Origin of the sequence: Mesorhizobium sp. M0408, assembly GCF_040321495.1 — a bacterium.
Classification (GTDB): Bacteria; Pseudomonadota; Alphaproteobacteria; order Rhizobiales; family Rhizobiaceae; genus Mesorhizobium.
The window spans coordinates 1-18200 of the sequence record NZ_JAMYRO010000041.1 but is presented as its reverse complement, the minus strand read 5'-3'; the positions used below and the strand labels follow the sequence as shown (position 1 = coordinate 18200).

Sequence of the window (18200 nt, the reverse complement as noted above, 5' to 3'; positions counted from 1 at the left end):
GTTCACGCCTCCACCTCCTCGACGGTTTCGGCGCCGAGCCGTGTCAGCTGGCCCTTGGTCACGCCCTTGCGGAACTTCGGATCGGCGGCCTCGACGAGCAGATAGAACTTGCCGCCGCGCGCATAGGTGAAGCTCGTGGCGTTGAAGACCGGGTGGTAATATTCGGGCAGGCGATTGGCGGCCAGCATGCCGAAGAATGCGGCCAGCGCAGCGCCAAGTATCGCGGCCTCGAAGGCGATGACGAGAAAGGCCGGCCAGGAATGCAGCGGCCGGCCGCCGACATTGAGCGGAAAATCGATCTCGACCGAATAGAGGATCAGGCCATAGACAAACACCGCGCCGACGATGGCGCCGCCAAGGATGGTCCATGGCAAGCGCGTCTTGCGCATGCCGAGCATGTCGGCCAGCCCATGCACATGGAACGGCGAGAACGCGTCCATGCGCCGGTAGCCGCGCGCCCGCATGGTGCGGACCGCCTCGGTCAGCGCTTCGGGATCGGCGAAAGCCGCAATGACGCCGTAAAGGCTCATCTTGCGCCGCCCCTCTCCCCGGCCAGCTCCTCGACCTCGAAAATGGTGATGGCCGGCAGGACGCGGATGAACAGGAAGACCAATGCGAAGAAGGTGCCGATCGAGCCGAACAGGATGCCGAAGTCGAGCCATCTCAGTGATTGTTCGCCCCAGGACGACGGCAGGTAATCGCGGCTTGGCCCGGTGACGACGATGACGTAGCGCTCGATCCACATGCCGACATTGATGATCAGGGCAATGGCGAACAGCACTGGCATGTTGAGGCGCACCCGCCGGAACCAGAGCAATTGCAAAACAGCGCCGTTGCAGGCGAGCATGGTCCAGAACAGCGGCGCATAGGGTCCGAAGGCGCGCTGCCACATCATCGTGCGCTCATAGGTTTCGCCCGAATACCAGGCGAAGAAAGCCTCGGAGGCATAGCCGTAGATGACGATCATGCCGGCGGCGATCATCAGCTTGGCGGCATTGTCCATGTGCCGCAGCGTGATCAGATCCTGGACCGAAAACGCCCAGCGCAGCGGGATGGCGATGGTAAGCACCATGGCGAAGCCGGACAGCAGCGCGCCGGCAACGAAATAGGGAGGAAAGATAGTCGAATGGAAGCCCGGCGTGATGGCGAAGGTGAAGTCGAGCGAGACGATCGAATGCACCGAGACGACCAGCGGCGTGGCCAGTGCCGCCATCAGGAAATAGACCGTCTGGTAGCGCGCCCAATGAAAGGCCGAACCGCGCCAGCCGAGCGCCAGTATCCCGTAGAACAGCTGCGCCGGGCGCGATTTCGCCCGGTCGCGCAGGACGGCGAGATCGGGCAGCAGGCCCATATACCAGAACATCAGCGAAACGCTGGCATAGGTGGCGATCGCCGCGAAATCCCAGACCAGTGGGCTGCGCCATTGCGGCCAATGCATATGCGTGTTGGGTAGCGGCAGCAGCCAGTAGAAGAACCACGGGCGGCCGAGATGCAGGATCGGGAAAAGCCCCGCCATTGCCACGGCAAACAGCGTCATCGCCTCGGCAAAGCGGTTGATCGAGGCGCGCCATGGTTGGCGCAGAAGCAGAAGCACCGCCGAGATCAGCGTGCCGGCATGGCCGATGCCAATCCACCAGACGAAATTGCCAATCATCGTGCCCCAGACAACCGGAATGTTGACGCCATAGGCGCCAACGCCGACCGAGATCAGATAGGTAATCGAATAGAGAAAGATGAGGACGAAGACGAAGCAGGCGAAAAACGCGGTCCAGAAATAGCGCGGCAGCCTGCCGTCGAGGACGATCGCACTGATACGGCCGCTGATCTCCGGAAGGTCGTGCCGGCCGCGCAGAACGGGCAGTGCGCCCGGTTTTCCAGCAATAGCCTCAGCCATCGGCTTTCCCGCCTGGCGAGAGACGGCCGTTGATATTCCTGATCTTGCCGAGATAGGTGGTGCGGGGTCGCGTGTTGAGGTCCTCGAGCAAGGCGTAGTGTTGCGGCGCTGCTTTTTCCTGCACGACAGCGGCGCCCTTGCTGTTGAGGTCCCCGAAAACGATCGCCTGTGTCGGGCAGGCCTGCTGACAGGCGGTCACCACTTCGCCGTCGGCGATGTGGCGGTTTTCGATCTGCGCCTTGATGCGTTTTTCGGAAATGCGCTGGACGCAGTAGGTGCATTTTTCCATCACACCGCGCGAACGGACGCTGACGTCTGGATTGTGCGCGGCCTGTTCCGGTCCGGCCGCATCCTTGTCGAATTCCTGGAAGTCCAGGAAGTTGAAGCGCCGCACCTTGTAGGGGCAGTTCTGCGAGCAGTAGCGCGTGCCGATGCAGCGGTTGTAGACCTGCGCGTTCAGCCCGTCATGGGTGTGGGTGGTGGCGTTGACCGGACAGACGACCTCGCACGGCGCCTTCTCGCAATGCATGCAAGGCACCGGCTGGAAAAAGACGTCGGGATCGTCGAGCGGGCCGGAGTAGTAGCGGTCGATCCGCAGCCAATGCATCTCATGGCCGAGTGCCGACTCGTCCGGCCCGACGGTGGCGATGTTGTTTTCCGCCTGGCAGGCAGAAACGCAAGCCATGCAGCCGATGCATGCCGACTGGTCGATCGACATGCCCCAGGCTTCCTGGCTGTATTGCCAGTCGGGATAGAGCGATCCGGTTGGCGCGGGCGGGGCGCCGTCGCGCACGAAGTGTGGATTTTTGCGGAAGGCCTCGAGCGAGGCATGGCGAACGATCGCCCTGCCCTCCATCGCCTGATGGTGTTGCGTGGTGATGACCCGCGCACTGCCGTCCCGCGGCGCGACCGTGGCGCCATAGACGATCCAGGGAGCCTCGAGGCTTCGCAGCCTGTACGCGTCGTGGCCGTCGGCGAGTGCTGCCACCGAACCGAGCTTCCGGCCGAAGCCCAGAGCAAGTGTCACGGTCTCGTCGGGATGGCCAGGCATGATCCAGACCGGCGCATCGATGTCCGTGCCGTTCGAGGCGATATTGACGACCCGGGCGTTTTCCACCTGAAGCCGCCCCGCCGTCGCTGGCGATATCAGCGCTGCATTGCCCCAGACGATCTTGCTCAGTGGCCGCGGCAATTCCTGCAGCCAGGACGAGTTGGCATTGCGTCCGTCGCGCAGCCAGGGATCGGCGACGAAACGGATTTCGACGCCTTTGGCCGCTTCGACGCGCGGGTTCAGGCCGCGCAAATCCGCCGGCATCGCAACATCGACTGGAGTGCTGGCACTTCCGGATACAAAGCCGTCGCGAAGCGCCTTTCGCCACGCGGGATCGTCCAGTGCTTGCGCCCAAGTCGTTTGTGCCCATGTCCGGCGGACGAGCGGCAGCGCAGAAACAGCGAATTCACCGCCAAGCACGGCCAGGATTTCATGCACCGCCCGCCCCTGGTAAAGCGGCCTGATCAGCGGCTGCACGATCGACGCGGTTCCGTCATGGGCGCGCAGGTCACTCCAGCTTTCGAGATCATGCGCAGCAGGGACATGCCAGTGTGCGGCGAAGGCGGTTTCGTCGCGGTAGAGACCCCAGTGGACAAGAAGCTTCAGCTGCGAAAACACGTCGCGGACATCGAACCCCGCAGGTGCGGTGTGGAGAGGATTGGCGCCGAGTATGACAACGGTGTCGATATCTCGCGCGGCGATCGCCTGGCAAAGTGCAGCGAGGTCGCCCTCGATGGGCATCGCGTCGGGCGGCTCGATCAGTTCCACGGTGTTGCCAAGCGCACCAAGCCGCGCATTCATGGCAAGAGCCGCGGCATGGACGAACGGTGTTTGATGGACGCCCGGCACGATCAGCGCCGAGCGGCCGGCCGCCTTCAGATCGTCCGCAGTGGCAGCCAGCCAGGCCGGGTCCAGTGCCAAGGCGCTTGGCGCCGCTTCGCCGCCAAGCACCGCGCTCAGCGCCGCGGCGACGGCTTCGACCTCGCTCGGCCGCACCGGCCTGCGGTGATCGGCGGCAGCGCCGGTGATCGTCGGCGTCGATTCCACCGCATAGACCCGGCTCATCGTATCGTCCGCCCGGCGCACGCGACGCCGCGCGGCAAAGTCACGGGCGTAAGCGAGACGGCCGGGGCCCTCGCCCAGGAAATCCGCGTCGAGACTGACAATCGCGTCGGCGCGATCGAACCGGTAGACCGGTGCAAGCGCCCTGCCGAAAAGGGTCTGCGTGGCTTCGGCGCCGGACGGCGTTGCCAGGGGATCGTGCTGGAACAGCCTCAGCCTGGGGTAGCGCGCGCGCAGCGCCTCGAGCTGCGCCTTCATGGTGGGCGAGGTCGTCGCCTCGATCAGCAGCGCCGCGCCGGCACCGCCTGAGCCGGCCAGCCGCGAGGTGAGCTCGGCCATGTCGGCAAGGAAGTCGCCATAGGCCGCCGGTTCGCCGTGTTTCAGCGGCATGCGCGAGCGATCGGGGTCGAAAAGCGACAGCACCGCCGCCTGCATGATGGCGTCCGTCGCACCGCGCGAGGCCGGATGGTCGGGATTGCCTTCCACCTTGGTCGGCCGGCCCTCATGGCTTTCGACCACCGCACCGATACCGTAGCCATCGCTCGAAAGCGTGGTCGCGTAATAAAGCGGCTTGCCGGGAACGATGTTTTCCGGCTGGCGGATATAAGGCAGGATGTCTTCGGCCCGGCTGCAGGCGGCAAGCCCGGCCAGCGTCAGCGATGCACCCATCAGCTTCAGCAGCGTGCGCCGGTCGAGCCGCGGGATGCGCTCGGCGATCGAGGGAAATTCGGCATCGACGAAGCGGCGGAATTCCGGCGTATCGGCGAGCTCGTCGAGGCTTCGCCACAGCTCCGGGCCGGGCGAAAGCCGTTCGCGCAGGCCGGCCATGTCTGGAGCCGCGATCGGTTTGTCAGCGGTGGCAGACATAACAGTCGGTCATGGTCTCGGGGTGGATATCGAGAAGGCTGATGAGTGACCGGCGGATTTCGGCGATGCCGGCCGGTGGCTTCCAGTGCATCAGGAACACGTCCTGCGGCGGACGCAAATTAGGCTCGGGATCGCGATGGCATGCCAGGCACCATTCCATCGATAGTGCGTGCGCCCGCCGCATCAGCGGCATGTCGTCGACCTCGCCATGGCACGTCTCGCAGGCGACGCCTTTAGCGATATGGATCGAATGATTGAAATAGACGAAGTCGGGGACACTGTTCACCCGCTGCCACTGCAATGGCTGCCCGGAAGCAAGGCTTGCCCGTATCGGCGCCAGCATGTCCACGTTGGTGAACAGCTGCGAATGGCAGGTCATGCACACCTCGGTCGCCGGCAGACCCGCCGATGACGAAGTCTCGGCGCCGCTATGGCAATAACGGCAATCGAGGCCGAGCTCGCCGACATGGTGCCTGTGGCTGAACGGCACTGGTTGCGCCAACGGCCGGCCAACGCCGGTGACGAAGTCCGAACGCAAGACGGCGGTACCGCCGAGAGCCGCAAAGATCGCCATGAAACACGCGCCCCACAGAGCGAAGCGTGAAATGCCGTTGGCACTCCTTGAAAAGACCTGCGGCATCCACTCGCCGATTTCGCATCCAGCAAACCGTATTCACCCCCCAAAGTGCCTAACTAAGGCTGCGTGGGTAAGTTCCGGCTGGAGCAGCGGAGATCACAGAATGGTTACCTCGCCCTGGCCCATCAGGTCGGGGTGACCGGAAACCATCGAACCCTCCATACGTTCGGATGAGGTCACGTTCTGTTTCACCCGGATAAGCATCATGACCATCCCCCACCCCATCCCATTCGCCGCCGGTCCGGCGTTGCCTTCTGGTGGACGATGTTCGTCGGCGCGCTGCTGACGATCCTCGGCCTGCCGATCGGAGGGGGCGGTGCCTGGCTGATCGCGCTGGGCGGATCCTGGTACTATCTGCCCGCCGGGATCGCCCTGCTGGCCGCCGGCAGCCTGCTGCTTGCCGGCAATGCCGCCGGTGTATGGCTTTATGTCCTGACCTGGCTGGCGACACTTGCACCCGGCGGACACCATTTCATGGAGACCAGGATCGGCGACGACGTCATTGCCGACGTCATTGCCTACGCATTGCCTAAAAGCTGACGCCAGACGATGACGGCTTCGCGGGACGCTTCCATCCTGATCGTCGGCGCCGGCCCGACCGGGCTGACGGCGGCAGTCGAACTGGCAAGGCGCGGCATTGCACCTCGCATCATCGACCGCAAGGAAGGCCCGACGCCGCTCGCCAAGGCGGTCGGCATCAGTTCGCACAGCCTCGACATCCTTGAACCGTCCAAAGTCGCTGCCCGATTGCTCGCCGAAGGATTGAAAATTCGCCGAGCCCGTTTCTACTTCGAAGGACGAGCGCTCGGCGAGATCGATTTCTCGATCCTGCCGCACCGCCATAATTTTCTGCTGTCGCTGCCGCAGCGCGACACCGAATCGCTGATGACCGATACGCTCAAGGGATTTGGCATCGACGTCGAATGGCGAAGCACATTTGTCGGCATGGCCGAGCATAAAGGCCGGGCCGAGGTGCGGATCGAGGCGCCAGACGGCCGTGACGAGGCAAGTTTCGACCTTATCTTCGGAGCCGACGGTGCGCAAAGCACGGTGCGTGATGCCATGAGCATCGGCTTCGATGGCTACACGCATCGGCGGCAATGGAGCATTGCCGACGCCGACATCGACGATTGGCCCTATGAGCCGATGGCCGCCCACGCATTTCTTCACAGGAACGGCGACGTCGGTTTCATCATCCCGATCGGCGAGAAGCGCTATCGCGCGGTCTCCAACACCGAGGATGCGCTGGCCCGCATCCCCGGCAATTACCGGATCACGCGGTTGTTGGGGACCGACCGCTTCCATATTCCGGTACGACAGGCGCCGCGTTATCAAACCGCATGCGTCTTCCTGGGAGGCGATGCCGCGCATGTGAATTCGCCGTTGGGCGCGCGCGGCATGAATCTCGGCATCGAGGACGCCGCGTCATTCGCCAGGCGTTTCGTCGACGGCACGCTTGCCGGCTACACAAGCGAACGCCACCCGGTGGGGCAACGGTGGATCACGCTCAGCGAGCGCATCCTCTCGCTGGCCCAATCGGACAACGGCATCATGCAAGGCGTCAGGAACGCGGCCTTCAGCGTCGTCGGCCATCTGCCGCTGCTGCAACGGCCGCTGCTGGAGCGTGTCGCCGGGCTCAAGGAATGACGTGGTCGCATCAACCTTTTCGCTGGACATGCGTTGTTGGGTTTCAAGCCAGGGAGATGACCATGCAGATAAAATCGGAAATCGCCGGCGAGGCCGCCAAGCAGCGGCATATCCAGCGCCGTATCGACGAGAAGGACAAGTCCAAATCCAATGGCAAGCAAAAAGGCGCCATGCAGGCCGGCGCCCGCAAATATCCGGAGCCGCCCTTCCCCGAGCAGCACCAGCCGAAGCCGGGCCATGAATGGGCGATCGAGCCGGCGCCGCTTTACGATGCGCCATTTTATATCGGATCGAAAAAGCTCGACGGCAAAGTGGCCGTCATTACCGGCGGCGATTCAGGCATCGGCCGTGCGGTGGCCGTGCTCTATGCGCGTGAAGGCGCCGATGTGGCGATCGTCTATCTCTCGGAGGATAGGGACGCCAAAGATACCAAAAGGGCCGTCGAAGCGGAAGGCCGGCGCTGCATCCTGATCAAGGCCGACGTCAGCGAACGCAACCACTGCCACAACGCGGTGGCTGAGATCGTGCAGGAGTTTGGGCGGATCGACGTGCTGGTCAACAACGCCGCTTTCCAGATCCACTCCAGCGATTTCAGCGAGCTGACCGAGGAGCATTTCGACACGACGCTGAAGACCAACCTCTACGGCTATTTCCACATGGCGCAGGAGGCCGTGCCGCACATGAAACCCGGTTCGGCGATCATCAATACCGGTTCAGTGACCGGCATCGAGGGCTCGAAGCAACTGGTCGATTACTCCATGACCAAGGGCGGCATTCATGCCTTCACCCGCGCGCTCTCAGGCAACCTTGTCGACAAGGGCATAAGGGTCAACGCCGTGGCGCCAGGCCCGGTTTGGACGCCGCTCAACCCCTCGGACAAGGAAGCCGGCGATGTTTCGAAATTTGGCGCCGATACGCCGATGAAACGGCCGGCCCAGCCGGAGGAGATCGCGCCGGCCTACGTGTTCCTCGCCTCGCCACACTGCTCGAGCTACATCACCGGCGAGATATTGCCGATCGTGGGCGGCTACTGACGGCATGTATTTCATTGCCCTGGCCACTGACTATGACGGCACGCTGGCGCATGAAGGGGTCGTTGCCGAGAAGACGCTTGCGGCGCTTGAACGCTTCAAGAAGAGCGGCCGCAAACTCATTCTCGTCACCGGGCGCGAGCTGCCCGACCTGAAACGCGTCTTTCCCGAAGTCGCGATCTTCGACAAGGTGGTCGCGGAAAACGGGGCGCTGATCTACACGCCGGCCAGCGAGGAGGAGCGGACGATATCCCCGCCGCCCGCCCCCGAGTTCATCGCCAAACTCAGGAAACGCGGTGTCAAACCGCTTTCGGTCGGACGCTCGATCGTCGCAACCTGGGAACCGCATCAGGCTACCGCGCTCGAGGTCATCAAGAAATTGGGGCTGGAGCTGGAAATCATCTTCAACAAGGGCGCGGTGATGATCCTGCCCAGTGGCATCAACAAGGCGACCGGGCTGACAGCCGCGCTTCAGGACCTCAGATTGTCGCCGCACAACGTCGTCGGTGTCGGCGACGCCGAAAACGACCACGCCTTCCTGCGCGCCTGCGGCTTCAGCGTGGCCGTCGACAACGCACTGCCGGCAGTCAAGGATACGGCGGATCTCGTGACACGCGGCGCGCGCGGAAAAGGCGTCGAGGAACTGATCGCCAAGGTGGTCGAGCGCGATCGCGAGCTTGTGCCGAACCGCGACGGCATTCTGCTTGGCTCGGAGGATGGCAAGGAGGTGTATCTGTCGCCAACCGATACGGTGCTGATCGCCGGCAGCTCCGGCATCGGCAAATCGACCCTGGCGACTGCACTGACGGAGCGCTTCGTCGAGAGAAAGTTCCAGTTCTGCATCTTCGATCCGGAAGGCGACTATGACGGTCTCGAAGGCGCCGTCCGGCTGGGCGACGGCTCGAACGCGCCGACGAAGACGCAGTTGCTCGATCTCCTGGAGAAGCCGGACAACAATCTGGTCGTCAATGGCCTGGCGCTGCGCGTTAACGAGCGGCCGGACTTCTTTGCCGACCTGCTGCCGGGCCTTGGCGGTGTTCGCTTCCGCACGGCACGACCACACTGGCTGATCATCGACGAGGCGCATCACCTCTTGCCGAAGCGGCGCGACGACACGCCAATGGTGCTGGCCATGGAATTGCCGGGCACGATCCTGATCACGGTTCATCCGGACGCGATCTCAACCGAGGCATTGCGGCTGGTCACCGCCGTCATCGCACTCGGCCCCAAGGCGAAAAAGGTCATCAAGACGTTCTGTCACGAGACCGGCACCGAACCGCCAAAGGACAAGGACCTGAACTCTCCAAAAGACGAGCGCGTGCTGTTCTGGCGGCCGCAGGCGCGCAAGAAACCTGCCATGGTCGAGCCGATCGAACCGCGACAGTCGCTCAAGCGGCACAGCCGCAAATATGCCGAGGGCCAGCTGGACGAGAAGGGCAGCTTCTATTTCCGCGGCCCCGACAATGCGATGAACCTCCGCGCCCATAATCTGATGATTTTCGCCCAGATCGCCGAGGGCATCGACGACAGGACCTGGGAACATCATTTGCGCGCCGGCGACTATTCCGAATGGTTTCGCCACCAGATCAGGGACAAGGAACTGGCGCGCGAAACCGCCGAAGCGGAGAAAGACGGCACACTTTCGGCGCAGGAGAGCCGCAAGCACGTCCTGGACGCGGTGCGCCGCCGCTATACCGCGCCCGCGACCGCGCCGAAGGAATAGATGCAAACGGCGCCCAGCCGGTCCCAAGCCGGCTGGGTTCACCTCGTGGTCGATCTCCGTCCCACCTCGGCAGACGGCCGAGTCCCAGTCAGTTCCAACCGTCGATGGTCCATCGTGGAACCTCATCCGCCAAACGAGATTGTGTTCTATCGGGCGCCAGATCTATTCAATGCTGAATAATTGCTCGAAAGGAGACGATGGATGAGCAACGACTGGGACAAGGATGGTCCTGTCTTTTCAGCGGAACAGGCGCGGCAGGGCGAGATCATCCTGCGGACGCGGGCGCGCCGGATCATTTTCATCGCCGGCCTAGTGGGTCTCGTCTTGCTGGCATTGCTGGTGTGGTGGATTTGAATTCCTGACGGCTGGAGCGAAATCATGAAATCACAGCTTGTTGCCGAAAGCGCCGGACAGAGAACGTTCGTCGTTGTGCTTGATCCCGGCGAAGAGGCGTTTGCGCAGCTGACCTCGTTTGCGGTCGACCGTGGCGTCGGCGGCGCGTCGCTGACCGCGCTCGGCGCTTTCGAAAGCGCAACCGTCGGCTGGTTCGACCCTGGAGAAAGGACCTACCGGAAAATCCCCGTCCGGGAACAGTGTGAAGTGCTGAGCGCGATCGGCGATGTTGCCATCGGCGACGACGGCAGGCCCAGCCTGCACGTCCACGCAGTCCTTGGATTGAGTGACGGCACCACGAGGGGCGGTCATCTGCTGGACGGCATCGTGCGGCCGACGCTCGAGGTCACATTGGTGGAGACGCCTGGCCATCTGCGCCGCAGGCACCGTCCCGAACTCGGCGTCGCCCTGATCGACTTGGAGGCTTGATCCGAGCCGATCACTTCGTTGATTTGACTGCGGCCGTTTCGGGTACGACCTCCCAACCGAAGACGCTGCGGCCGCCGAGCAGATGCGATTGCTCGAACTCCCCGGCGACGATTTCCTTCAGGCTTGGGCCGGTGACATAGCGCTCGACCTGCCTCGACTGGTCGTCCAGCCGCCGCAACGCGCCGATCTCTTCGTCACGGCCGAGCCTGGCCTTCTGGACAGCCGACTTCAGCACGCCGATCGTCTCGTCATAGACCTTCAGCGGCACCGGAAACGGGTGCCTGTCCTTACCGCCATGCGCCAGCGAGAAACGGCCTGGATCGGAAAAACGGCACGGCGCGCCATGCACGACTTCGGCGACCAGCGCCAGCGCCCGCACCGTGTGCGCGCCGACATTGGGCACCAGGAGAAGCCCGGCGAAATCCGTCGGACCGCGCTCGGCCGCCGCGGCGATGTTGCCGTGCAGGCGGCGCATGACGACATCGCTTTCGCGCACATCGTGGTGCGCCGGCATCACCAGATGCGGCAGCAGCTTTTGTGCCGGCTCCGGCGCTGGCGCCGAACCCCGCTCCAAAGCGGCAAGCTCCCTCACGATGCGATCCGGTCCAAGGTCGTGCAGAAGGTCCAGTTGTCCCTGGCGCGACGCTTCAGCGCGCCGGTCGGTCAGGTTGACGATCTCGCCCTGGTTGGCGCCCTCGATGGCAGCATGCGGCTGGTCGACAAAGCTCTTCAGGCCTTCGGACAGCCAGTGATAGCGGCGCGCCACCTTGCTGTCGCCGTTCATGCCCTGCTGCACCACCACCCACTTGCCGTCGTCGGTGACGATAAAGCCGTGCAGATAGAGATCGAAACCGTCCTGGACCGCGGCGCTGTCCACCTTGGCGACAAGCCGGCTGGCAGTCGCGAGGCCTTGCCCGTCGAGGCCGACACGCTCGCCGATCAGGGCAAGCTCGTGCGGGGTCTTGCGCGAATGCGCGCCGCGGCCGCCGCAAACGTGGATGCCGAGTTCGCCGGAAAGCGGCGACAGACCGCGCTTCAAGGCACCGACGACGCTGGTGGTGATGCCGGAAGAGTGCCAGTCCATCCCCATCACGGCGCCAAAGGACTGGAACCAGAACGGATGCGCCAGCCGGCGCAGCAACTCATCGCGGCCGTAATGGTGGATGATCGCCTCGCACATGACCGCGCCAAGCCGCGTCATGCGGTCGCCGAGCCATTTCGGCACGCGTCCGCCGTGAAGTGGGAGATCAGCACTTCCCGATCGCTGTGCCACGCTCTTTTGCTTGCTCCTTGAGTCCTGCCTCGACAGATAGGTATCGAAAGGGGTGTGGAGAAGCTATGGCCTGATTCAGGCCGCGATCGTTGCAAGCCGCTAGAGCAATTCCAGGAAAAGTGTGAAACGGTTTTCCGTCCGGGATTGCGCAGAAACAAAGAGATAGAGCGTTTCGGCGTTTCCGTGAAACGATGAACCGCTCTAGCGGGCAGGTTCGCTGAGGAGATCAAACTTCTGGATCTCGCAATGCTCGCCCACCGATGCCAGCAGATCCATTGGCGGTGCGCCAGTGTCCGGCCGCCTCCAACTGATCTCGAACGAGAACACAGGGTCCTTGAGATCTGGGCGCCTCTCTATTGCGACGAGGCGTGCCTGGTAGCCAAGCGGCCCGATGAGCGCATCGAGCTCCTGTCGAGCCGCGGCCTTCCACGTCAGTGCCAACTGGGCATGGTGTTCGCGCGACATTCGAAGGTCCACCCATTTCAGGACCAGCAAGGTGGCCAGCGTCAGCGCCGTGCCGGCCGCGCCCAAGCCGTATTGGCCACCACCGAAAGCCAATCCGATCGCCGTCATCACCCACAACGTGGCCGCCGTGGTGACGCCGCTGACAAGATTGCCGCGGCGAAGAATGGCGCCACCGCCGATAAAGCCGACGCCGGTCAACACGCCCAGCGGAAAGCGCAAGACGTCCATCGATGCAAACGAATCCGGGTGCTTGCCAACGGTCTCGAGCAGAATACTGGCCTGGATCATTGTGATGGCGGCGGCCAATCCGACCAGCACGGTGGTGCGTAGCCCCGCCGCGTGCCCGCGCGCCTCGCGGTTGAGGCCTATCAACAGGCCGGCGAGGGCGGTCAGAAGCAGTCGTGCCGCGATGTCCTGCCAGACCGGAACAACGAGGAGCATCGCGGTCACCCGTCAGGCCAAGCGCTGCTGGCCAAGAATAGCGCCAGGGTCAAAGCGAACAAGGGCGAGAGCGTCTTCATCGCAAATTCTTTTCGTCGATAAGCAACAAACGATGCGCTTGGATTTTGGTTGCGCCGCCGACGATCCACCCCGGCGATGGGCCGCGGCGGAACAAAACCTTCGGCCTGCGGGTTGGTGGGTTCACGCCAACGAAGGATTTGCAGTCATGGTCCGCTTGCTGCTTGCCGGAGCCGTCGCTTATCTGGCCTATCGCATCACCAAGGAGATCGGTGGGTCCGACGAGGTCGATCCGCGGTCGCCTTCACCCGACCAAACCGGCCGCAAGGTGCCGAGGCGGGAAAGCGGGGCGCAGGGGAATGGCCGACGGCGGTAGCGAATGCCTCAGCGGCGGCGCGGACCAGCCATGACCGCATTTCCGTTGCCGCTCGACCTTCGTCCGATGGAAGCCAAAGCCGCCGACGCAATTCCTGGCGGCGACGGGCTTTGGCAGTACGAACCGAAATGGGACGGGTTTCGCTGCCTCGTGTTCAAGGGCGACGATGCCGTCGATCTGCGTGCAAAATCGGGCAAGCCGCTTGGCCGCTATTTTCCCGAACTGGTCGCGGTGCTGCGCGATGTGAGGTCGCGGCGGTTTGTTGCCGACAGCGAAATCGTCATCGAGGTCGACGGATCGTCCTCGTTCGAGGCCCTGCAAATGCGCCTTCATCCCGCCGAAAGCAGGATCCGCAAGTTGAGCCTCGAGACGCCTGCCATGCTGGTCCTGTTCGACATGCTGGCCGAACCCGGCGGCGGGATCATCATCGAAGAGCCTCTCACCACCAGGAGGCAGGCGATTGAGGCCTTTGTCGCGTCGGCGGCACGGCCCGAACTGCACCTGTCCAAATATACGCATGACGCCGCTGCCGCCGAGCGCTGGCTGCAAGGCGCCGGCCATGGCTCGACCGACGGTGTCGTTGCAAAACTGATCGCCGGGCCATACCGGCCCGGCGAGCGCGCCATGGTCAAGGTCAAGCGGCTGCGCACTGCGGATTGTGTGGTCGGCGGCTTTCGCTATCTCGCCGGCAGCAACGAAGTCGGATCCCTGCTGCTCGGCCTCTACAACAACGAAGGCAGGCTGGACCATGTCGGGTTCACCTCGACCATCGGCAAGGACGACCGCGCGACGCTGACCAGGCGGCTGGAAAAACTGCGGGCCAAACCGGGTTTCACCGGCAAGGCGCCGGGCGGACCAAGCCGCTGGAGCACGGAGCGCAGCGGACAATGGGAACCGATAAAGCCTGAACTGGTGGTCGAGGTTCGGTTCGACCATGTGACAGGCGACCGGTTCCGGCACGGAACCAAGCTGTTGCGCTGGCGGCCGGACAAAGAGCCCCGGCAATGCACGTTCGAGCAGATCGAGTGAATCCGCTCCGAGGCACCGCTTCAAGGCTCTAGCTGCCCGCCCTACCGTTCATGAGGGACCAATGCAGAATTCACCGGTTTCCCGCGGCCAACCGAGCCTTGGCAACCATTTCCGAGGCTCGGTTGCGGTTTTGAAATCAAGCGGCTTCTTGCATTGCGCGTTCGTTGACACCGCTTTCGCCGAGCTTGGAAAGCGCTTCGTCGGTCGCGACCTCTTCCTTGAGAGTTGCCCTGAGCAGCTCGACAACGTCGCTCTTGCCGAGTTCTTCCGCCCACGCGATCAAAGTGCCGTAGCGAGCGATCTCGTAATGTTCGACGGCCTGCGCCGCGCCGACAAGCCCGGCGTCGAGCGCGGGAGCACCGTTATACTCCTCGAGCACTTCCGAGCCCTCTTCGATAATGCCGTCAATCGCCGGGCAGGTCTTGCCACGGGCCGGCTTGCCGAACTTCTCGAACACCTCCTCCAGGCGGTCGACATGTCCTTCGGTTTCCATGCGGTGTTTCTCGAAGGCGGCGGTCACTTCTTCCGACTCCGCGCCCTTGGCCATTTTAGGCAGCGCTTTCAGTATCTTCTTCTCGGCGTAGTAGAGGTCTTTGAGCCCGTCGAGGAACAGATCCTCAAGGCCCTTGCTTGCCGCCTTCGCGGCCTTTTTCGTGGTCGCCATGATCCTCTCCCGAATGGTTGGTGCCGCCTCGCAAAGTAGAGGCGTCCCATAACCCTCCGACGGGAAACAAGTTCCCTGACGGTCCGGGAGCTTTGAAAATTTTTCCGACCCGCCGTGTAGTGTCGCAAGGGGCTTCGACCTGCGGCAGCAATCGGCCAGGAAAGCGCCGTCAGCGCTCGCCGATATGCTCGACCAGGCGGGTATATTCGGCCTCGGCCAGGCCGTAGCCGCCATCCGCCAGTGCGACGAGACCATCGCGATCGCGAATGATAATTTCGCCGCGGCGGGACCGGATGAGCCCTCGCCCCTCGAGCAGCTGCAGCGCGACCGTGACACCCGGACGCCTTACGCCAAGCATGATCGACAGGAATTCGTGAGTGATCGTCAGCCGGCCGCCGTCCACCCGATCGTCACACATGAGCAGCCAGCGCGCCAGCCGGTCTTCAAGTTTCGATCGCGCGTTGACCAGCGCCGTATAGCCGGTCTGGACATGCAGGTATTGCACGTAGCGCAGCAAGAACAGCCGCAGCGTCGGGCTTTGCGTCAGCGCCGCCTTGAACGGCTCGGCGTCGATCCTGGCGGCTTCTCCCGCCAGCTGCACATAGCAATCATGGACCGTACGGTCGTCGCCCATTATCAGGGCCGAGCCGGTCATACCTTCCAAGCCGACAAGGCCAACTTCCGCATCGCTGCCGTTCGGCATTTTCGCAACCACCGAACCGATGCCGTCCTCGAGGAAATAAATGGCCTCGATCGGCGATCCGGACACTTCGAGCGATTGCCGTAACTCCAGTGAACAGCGCTCGATGTGCGGCTCGAGAGATGCGAAATCGCCGGCGCTCATCCGGCGCAACAGCTTGTTTCTGTATAGATTTCTATTGGAAATTGCTGGATCAGACATAGCTGGCCCCAAAACAGGGCAAGAGCTTTTTTATCTCCCAGCCGTCCGCGCCCGGTATAACCTGCGGACGATAACGCTCATATAAGCACTGAAAGGTATGGAGCCTACTAAATAAAAAAATGAATCGATGCACGACAGTTTCTCCTGCCGCTTGCCTACGAAAACATCCGACTGAACGTTAGAGTTGGAAACGTACCAAAGACGGTTTGGTACGAAAACGACAATTGAGGTCACCGGACGCGAAAGAGCCCGTCGCGAGGGATGCAACGGGCTCCATTCGGGCGTCGTGGGCTACGCCCAATGATCCAAATGAGGGGTGGGTTGGATCGCAGCAACAATGCAGGTGCAAGGCAGTCGTTCCCAAACTGTCTGTTTGGTAATTTCCGTACATTGAGTTTGGACGAGAGCGGCGCTAATTGAATTGGAGTCGTCCACACAGACATGGCGAGTGGACGCTTGAAAGACGCTTCGCGCTTTCGCCCTTTTTCAAGGGAGGATGGCATGTCGATGCAAGGTGCAGCAACTCCAGCCGAACTGAGCGTGCTGAAAAAAGCGCTCGACGACTGCTGCCGTGAGTTGGGCGTTGCGGACGACAGTCCTGTCCGCGAGCGGTTGGCCGCCCGTATCATGTCACTGTTCAACGAGGGTGTGCTCAGCGCCGATCTGAAAGAAGCGCTGGCCGCCGATCGCCAACACTAAGCTGCTGCTATGGTGGTGTCCTCGGTGCCGAAAGGTTCGGCACCGGGTCGCCCTTTTTAGCCAGGGATCCTGGTTGGCCAAGGATCTTGGAAATCTTGTCTCTTCACGACAAAACGCCCGGCGCTTGTTGCCAAGCGGCAGGCGTTTTTGTCGCGAGCGTGACACTAAGGCGCGTCGCGTTCGACTGGCCTCATGCGATGCGCTTTAGGTTCCTGTTTTATGCATGTCGCTATCACAAAACCGCTGCACACTTTTGCGCGACATGCATTAAATGCGTCCAAGCAGGACCAGGATAATGACGATAAGCAACACCAGGCCGAGGCCGCCACCACCGTAATAGCCGGTGCCGTAGAACGGTCCGCCGCCCAAGCCGCTGAAGCCGCCAAGCAAGGCAAGGACCAAGATTATGATGAGAATGGTTCCAAGGCCCATGATGTCTGCTCTCCTTGTTTGCGCTGCCGCCATTCGCATCAGCGCGTCGCATTGTACAAAGGTATGAACTCGCAAGAAGCATTCCTGTTCCGGCGGAACGGTAAGGCGTACGCTCATGCGGCGAGCAAAATGCCGGGCTGTGCCGTTAGAAAAGTCCACAGAAGCATGCCCGCGGAGAATGACATGGCGACCGCCTTGAACACCTGAGAACATGCTGAATTTCATGGGGAATTTGTCGGAACCTTCGCTCGCCCGAACGGTTGTTTTCGTAGTCGCAACGCGACGACCCTCGTAAAAAGGAGAAGCATCATGCTCACGAAAATTCTCGCAGCTTCGGCGCTTACGATCGGTCTGGCTACGTCAGCGATGGCGCAGAACGTCGGCGACCCTTCCGGAGCCGCTGCCGACGGTAGCGGGCGGACGATCGTAGTCCCGGATAATGGCGGCCCTGACACCGGCACGGATTCGACCATCACCAATAGCATTCGCGATTTCTCAACGACGAATTCGAATGCCGACCGGAATTGCCCGCCGGGCCCGCAAGGGGCTCTGCCCGATGCGACCGGCAAGGCTCCGGGCACGATGGCGCCGACGGTGAACGACAACCACTGCGGCAAGTAAGCGCCCGGTCATCACAGCCTGACGAGGCCGCGGAGCTTAAGCTCCGCGGCCGGCTGGTTTTGCCGTAAAATCAGCCTAGCGGCCGCGGTGGTCGAAGCTGACCGCGATATCCCGACCGTCCAGCGCCCGAACGATGAAGCCAACCAGCTCCTCGTCGGTTTGCCGGAACCAGGGAAAGCGTTTGCGCAAATCGGCTATGACGACGGTGGTCGAGAGAATGTCGCCGGAATGATAGTCGGCCATGATGGTATGAACGGCAGCGTCGGTGTCAATACCGATTCCTAGCGGCGACTTGATCTGCCCCACGGAAGCCTCCACCCATCTCTCCCAGCCAACGATAGCAAGACTGCCGCAAAGCGAAAGAGCTTGTACGATTCCGTACGATCTCGTGGCTTGCGTTGCACTTTGCAGGACGCAGCCGGCGTCTTTTGTTTTGCGTTTCCAAACCATTGTCTGGCGTGGTTTGGGCCCGGTCGGCCCCCCCCCCCACCCCCACCACCCCCGCGGGCCGGGGGGCAAAAGCAGGGATGCCATCCACCAACGCCAA

Annotated in this window: 20 protein-coding genes; 10 read left to right on the top strand and 10 right to left on the bottom strand. The window is 62.6% G+C overall.

Annotated elements, in window-relative coordinates; genetic code table 11:
• Nucleotides 1–2: 2 nt before the first annotated feature.
• Genes NKI67_RS30440 through NKI67_RS30425 form a run of 4 tightly spaced genes read right to left on the bottom strand, consistent with a single transcriptional unit; the run spans nt 3 to nt 5514 of the window.
• Entirely contained in the window at nt 3–530 is a 528-nt protein-coding gene (locus NKI67_RS30440; protein ID WP_023677089.1) for a DUF3341 domain-containing protein, read from the bottom strand.
• Nucleotides 527–1894 (bottom strand): NrfD/PsrC family molybdoenzyme membrane anchor subunit, encoded by a 1368-nt coding sequence (nrfD, locus tag NKI67_RS30435; protein ID WP_023677090.1) that lies wholly within the window; start codon nt 1892–1894, stop codon nt 527–529. Before nrfD ends, NKI67_RS30440 begins: the two co-directional genes overlap by 4 nt.
• Nucleotides 1887–4874: a TAT-variant-translocated molybdopterin oxidoreductase gene (locus NKI67_RS30430; RefSeq protein ID WP_023677091.1), complete on the bottom strand. Its 2988-nt coding sequence runs from the start codon at nt 4872–4874 to the stop codon at nt 1887–1889. The genes nrfD and NKI67_RS30430 overlap by 8 nt, the downstream gene beginning before the upstream one ends.
• The gene (locus NKI67_RS30425; protein WP_023677092.1) at nt 4858–5514 is read right to left on the bottom strand and encodes a cytochrome c3 family protein; all 657 of its coding nucleotides are present in this window, start codon (nt 5512–5514) and stop codon (nt 4858–4860) included. Before NKI67_RS30425 ends, NKI67_RS30430 begins: the two co-directional genes overlap by 17 nt.
• 261 nt (nt 5515–5775) lie before the next feature.
• Between NKI67_RS30425 and NKI67_RS30420 the strand changes: the two genes are divergently transcribed.
• The 6 genes from NKI67_RS30420 (at nt 5776) to NKI67_RS30395 (ending at nt 10734) form a co-directional block, all read left to right on the top strand.
• On the top strand, nt 5776–6051 hold the full coding sequence (locus tag NKI67_RS30420; protein ID WP_051406139.1) for a hypothetical protein: 276 nt from the start codon (nt 5776–5778) through the stop codon (nt 6049–6051).
• A gap of 9 nt (nt 6052–6060) precedes the next feature.
• The gene (locus NKI67_RS30415) at nt 6061–7158 is read left to right on the top strand and encodes an FAD-dependent oxidoreductase (protein WP_023677095.1); all 1098 of its coding nucleotides are present in this window, start codon (nt 6061–6063) and stop codon (nt 7156–7158) included.
• A gap of 62 nt (nt 7159–7220) precedes the next feature.
• A complete protein-coding gene (locus tag NKI67_RS30410) occupies nt 7221–8192 on the top strand; it encodes an SDR family oxidoreductase (protein WP_023677096.1) in 972 nt (323 codons plus the stop codon).
• Between the two features lie 4 nt (nt 8193–8196).
• The gene (locus NKI67_RS30405) at nt 8197–9912 is read left to right on the top strand and encodes an HAD family hydrolase (RefSeq protein ID WP_023677097.1); all 1716 of its coding nucleotides are present in this window, start codon (nt 8197–8199) and stop codon (nt 9910–9912) included.
• 201 nt (nt 9913–10113) lie between these two features.
• Nucleotides 10114–10266 carry a hypothetical protein gene (locus NKI67_RS30400; RefSeq protein ID WP_023677098.1) on the top strand — a complete coding sequence of 51 codons (153 nt, stop codon included), beginning with the start codon at nt 10114–10116 and terminating at the stop codon, nt 10264–10266.
• Nucleotides 10267–10290: 24 nt separating this feature from the next.
• Nucleotides 10291–10734 (top strand): PPC domain-containing DNA-binding protein, encoded by a 444-nt coding sequence (locus NKI67_RS30395; protein ID WP_023677099.1) that lies wholly within the window; start codon nt 10291–10293, stop codon nt 10732–10734.
• A 10-nt stretch (nt 10735–10744) separates the two neighbouring features.
• On the opposite strand, the gene NKI67_RS30390 is transcribed toward NKI67_RS30395, so the two are convergent.
• Nucleotides 10745–12007, bottom strand: a complete 1263-nt coding sequence (locus NKI67_RS30390) for a DUF763 domain-containing protein (RefSeq protein ID WP_023677100.1) — start codon at nt 12005–12007, stop codon at nt 10745–10747.
• A gap of 201 nt (nt 12008–12208) precedes the next feature.
• Nucleotides 12209–12913: an MgtC/SapB family protein gene (locus tag NKI67_RS30385; RefSeq protein WP_031194456.1), complete on the bottom strand. Its 705-nt coding sequence runs from the start codon at nt 12911–12913 to the stop codon at nt 12209–12211.
• A 226-nt stretch (nt 12914–13139) separates the two neighbouring features.
• On the opposite strand from NKI67_RS30385, the gene NKI67_RS30380 reads away from it, so the two are divergent.
• Nucleotides 13140–13307, top strand: coding sequence for a hypothetical protein (locus tag NKI67_RS30380; protein WP_023677102.1), 168 nt, complete (start codon nt 13140–13142; stop codon nt 13305–13307).
• A gap of 30 nt (nt 13308–13337) precedes the next feature.
• Entirely contained in the window at nt 13338–14336 is a 999-nt protein-coding gene (locus NKI67_RS30375; RefSeq protein WP_352648470.1) for an ATP-dependent DNA ligase, read from the top strand.
• A 136-nt stretch (nt 14337–14472) separates the two neighbouring features.
• Here the strand turns inward: NKI67_RS30375 and NKI67_RS30370 are convergent, their stop codons facing one another.
• Nucleotides 14473–15000 (bottom strand): YciE/YciF ferroxidase family protein, encoded by a 528-nt coding sequence (locus NKI67_RS30370; RefSeq protein WP_023677104.1) that lies wholly within the window; start codon nt 14998–15000, stop codon nt 14473–14475.
• Nucleotides 15001–15169: 169 nt separating this feature from the next.
• Nucleotides 15170–15844, bottom strand: coding sequence for a Crp/Fnr family transcriptional regulator (locus NKI67_RS30365; protein ID WP_502894902.1), 675 nt, complete (start codon nt 15842–15844; stop codon nt 15170–15172).
• A 558-nt stretch (nt 15845–16402) separates the two neighbouring features.
• Between NKI67_RS30365 and NKI67_RS30360 the strand changes: the two genes are divergently transcribed.
• The gene (locus NKI67_RS30360) at nt 16403–16600 is read left to right on the top strand and encodes a hypothetical protein (RefSeq protein WP_292655400.1); all 198 of its coding nucleotides are present in this window, start codon (nt 16403–16405) and stop codon (nt 16598–16600) included.
• A 267-nt stretch (nt 16601–16867) separates the two neighbouring features.
• On the opposite strand, the gene NKI67_RS30355 is transcribed toward NKI67_RS30360, so the two are convergent.
• Nucleotides 16868–17032, bottom strand: a complete 165-nt coding sequence (locus NKI67_RS30355; RefSeq protein WP_023677107.1) for a DUF3309 family protein — start codon at nt 17030–17032, stop codon at nt 16868–16870.
• 309 nt (nt 17033–17341) lie between these two features.
• On the opposite strand from NKI67_RS30355, the gene NKI67_RS30350 reads away from it, so the two are divergent.
• Nucleotides 17342–17653 carry a hypothetical protein gene (locus tag NKI67_RS30350; RefSeq protein WP_023677109.1) on the top strand — a complete coding sequence of 104 codons (312 nt, stop codon included), beginning with the start codon at nt 17342–17344 and terminating at the stop codon, nt 17651–17653.
• Nucleotides 17654–17728: 75 nt separating this feature from the next.
• On the opposite strand, the gene NKI67_RS30345 is transcribed toward NKI67_RS30350, so the two are convergent.
• Complete coding sequence (locus NKI67_RS30345; protein WP_156937349.1) at nt 17729–17959, bottom strand: hypothetical protein; 231 nt, start codon at nt 17957–17959, stop codon at nt 17729–17731.
• Nucleotides 17960–18200 lie beyond the last annotated feature (241 nt).

Excerpts from the sequence above, each read along its gene's own strand:
- NKI67_RS30400 (WP_023677098.1), top strand. The coding sequence starts at position 10,114 with ATGAGCAACGACTGGGACAAGGATGGTCCTGTCTTTTCAGCGGAACAG.
- nrfD (WP_023677090.1), bottom strand. The coding sequence starts at position 1,894 with ATGGCTGAGGCTATTGCTGGAAAACCGGGCGCACTGCCCGTTCTGCGC.
- NKI67_RS30360 (WP_292655400.1), top strand. The coding sequence starts at position 16,403 with ATGTCGATGCAAGGTGCAGCAACTCCAGCCGAACTGAGCGTGCTGAAA.
- NKI67_RS30380 (WP_023677102.1), top strand. The coding sequence starts at position 13,140 with ATGGTCCGCTTGCTGCTTGCCGGAGCCGTCGCTTATCTGGCCTATCGC.
- NKI67_RS30420 (WP_051406139.1), top strand. The coding sequence starts at position 5,776 with ATGTTCGTCGGCGCGCTGCTGACGATCCTCGGCCTGCCGATCGGAGGG.
- NKI67_RS30385 (WP_031194456.1), bottom strand. The coding sequence starts at position 12,913 with ATGCTCCTCGTTGTTCCGGTCTGGCAGGACATCGCGGCACGACTGCTT.
- NKI67_RS30410 (WP_023677096.1), top strand. The coding sequence starts at position 7,221 with ATGCAGATAAAATCGGAAATCGCCGGCGAGGCCGCCAAGCAGCGGCAT.
- NKI67_RS30415 (WP_023677095.1), top strand. The coding sequence starts at position 6,061 with ATGACGGCTTCGCGGGACGCTTCCATCCTGATCGTCGGCGCCGGCCCG.
- NKI67_RS30355 (WP_023677107.1), bottom strand. The coding sequence starts at position 17,032 with ATGGGCCTTGGAACCATTCTCATCATAATCTTGGTCCTTGCCTTGCTT.
- NKI67_RS30365 (WP_502894902.1), bottom strand. The coding sequence starts at position 15,844 with ATGAGCGCCGGCGATTTCGCATCTCTCGAGCCGCACATCGAGCGCTGT.
- NKI67_RS30430 (WP_023677091.1), bottom strand. The coding sequence starts at position 4,874 with ATGTCTGCCACCGCTGACAAACCGATCGCGGCTCCAGACATGGCCGGC.
- NKI67_RS30375 (WP_352648470.1), top strand. The coding sequence starts at position 13,338 with ATGACCGCATTTCCGTTGCCGCTCGACCTTCGTCCGATGGAAGCCAAA.
- NKI67_RS30425 (WP_023677092.1), bottom strand. The coding sequence starts at position 5,514 with ATGCCGCAGGTCTTTTCAAGGAGTGCCAACGGCATTTCACGCTTCGCT.
- NKI67_RS30370 (WP_023677104.1), bottom strand. The coding sequence starts at position 15,000 with ATGGCGACCACGAAAAAGGCCGCGAAGGCGGCAAGCAAGGGCCTTGAG.
- NKI67_RS30395 (WP_023677099.1), top strand. The coding sequence starts at position 10,291 with ATGAAATCACAGCTTGTTGCCGAAAGCGCCGGACAGAGAACGTTCGTC.
- NKI67_RS30405 (WP_023677097.1), top strand. The coding sequence starts at position 8,197 with ATGTATTTCATTGCCCTGGCCACTGACTATGACGGCACGCTGGCGCAT.
- NKI67_RS30350 (WP_023677109.1), top strand. The coding sequence starts at position 17,342 with ATGCTCACGAAAATTCTCGCAGCTTCGGCGCTTACGATCGGTCTGGCT.
- NKI67_RS30440 (WP_023677089.1), bottom strand. The coding sequence starts at position 530 with ATGAGCCTTTACGGCGTCATTGCGGCTTTCGCCGATCCCGAAGCGCTG.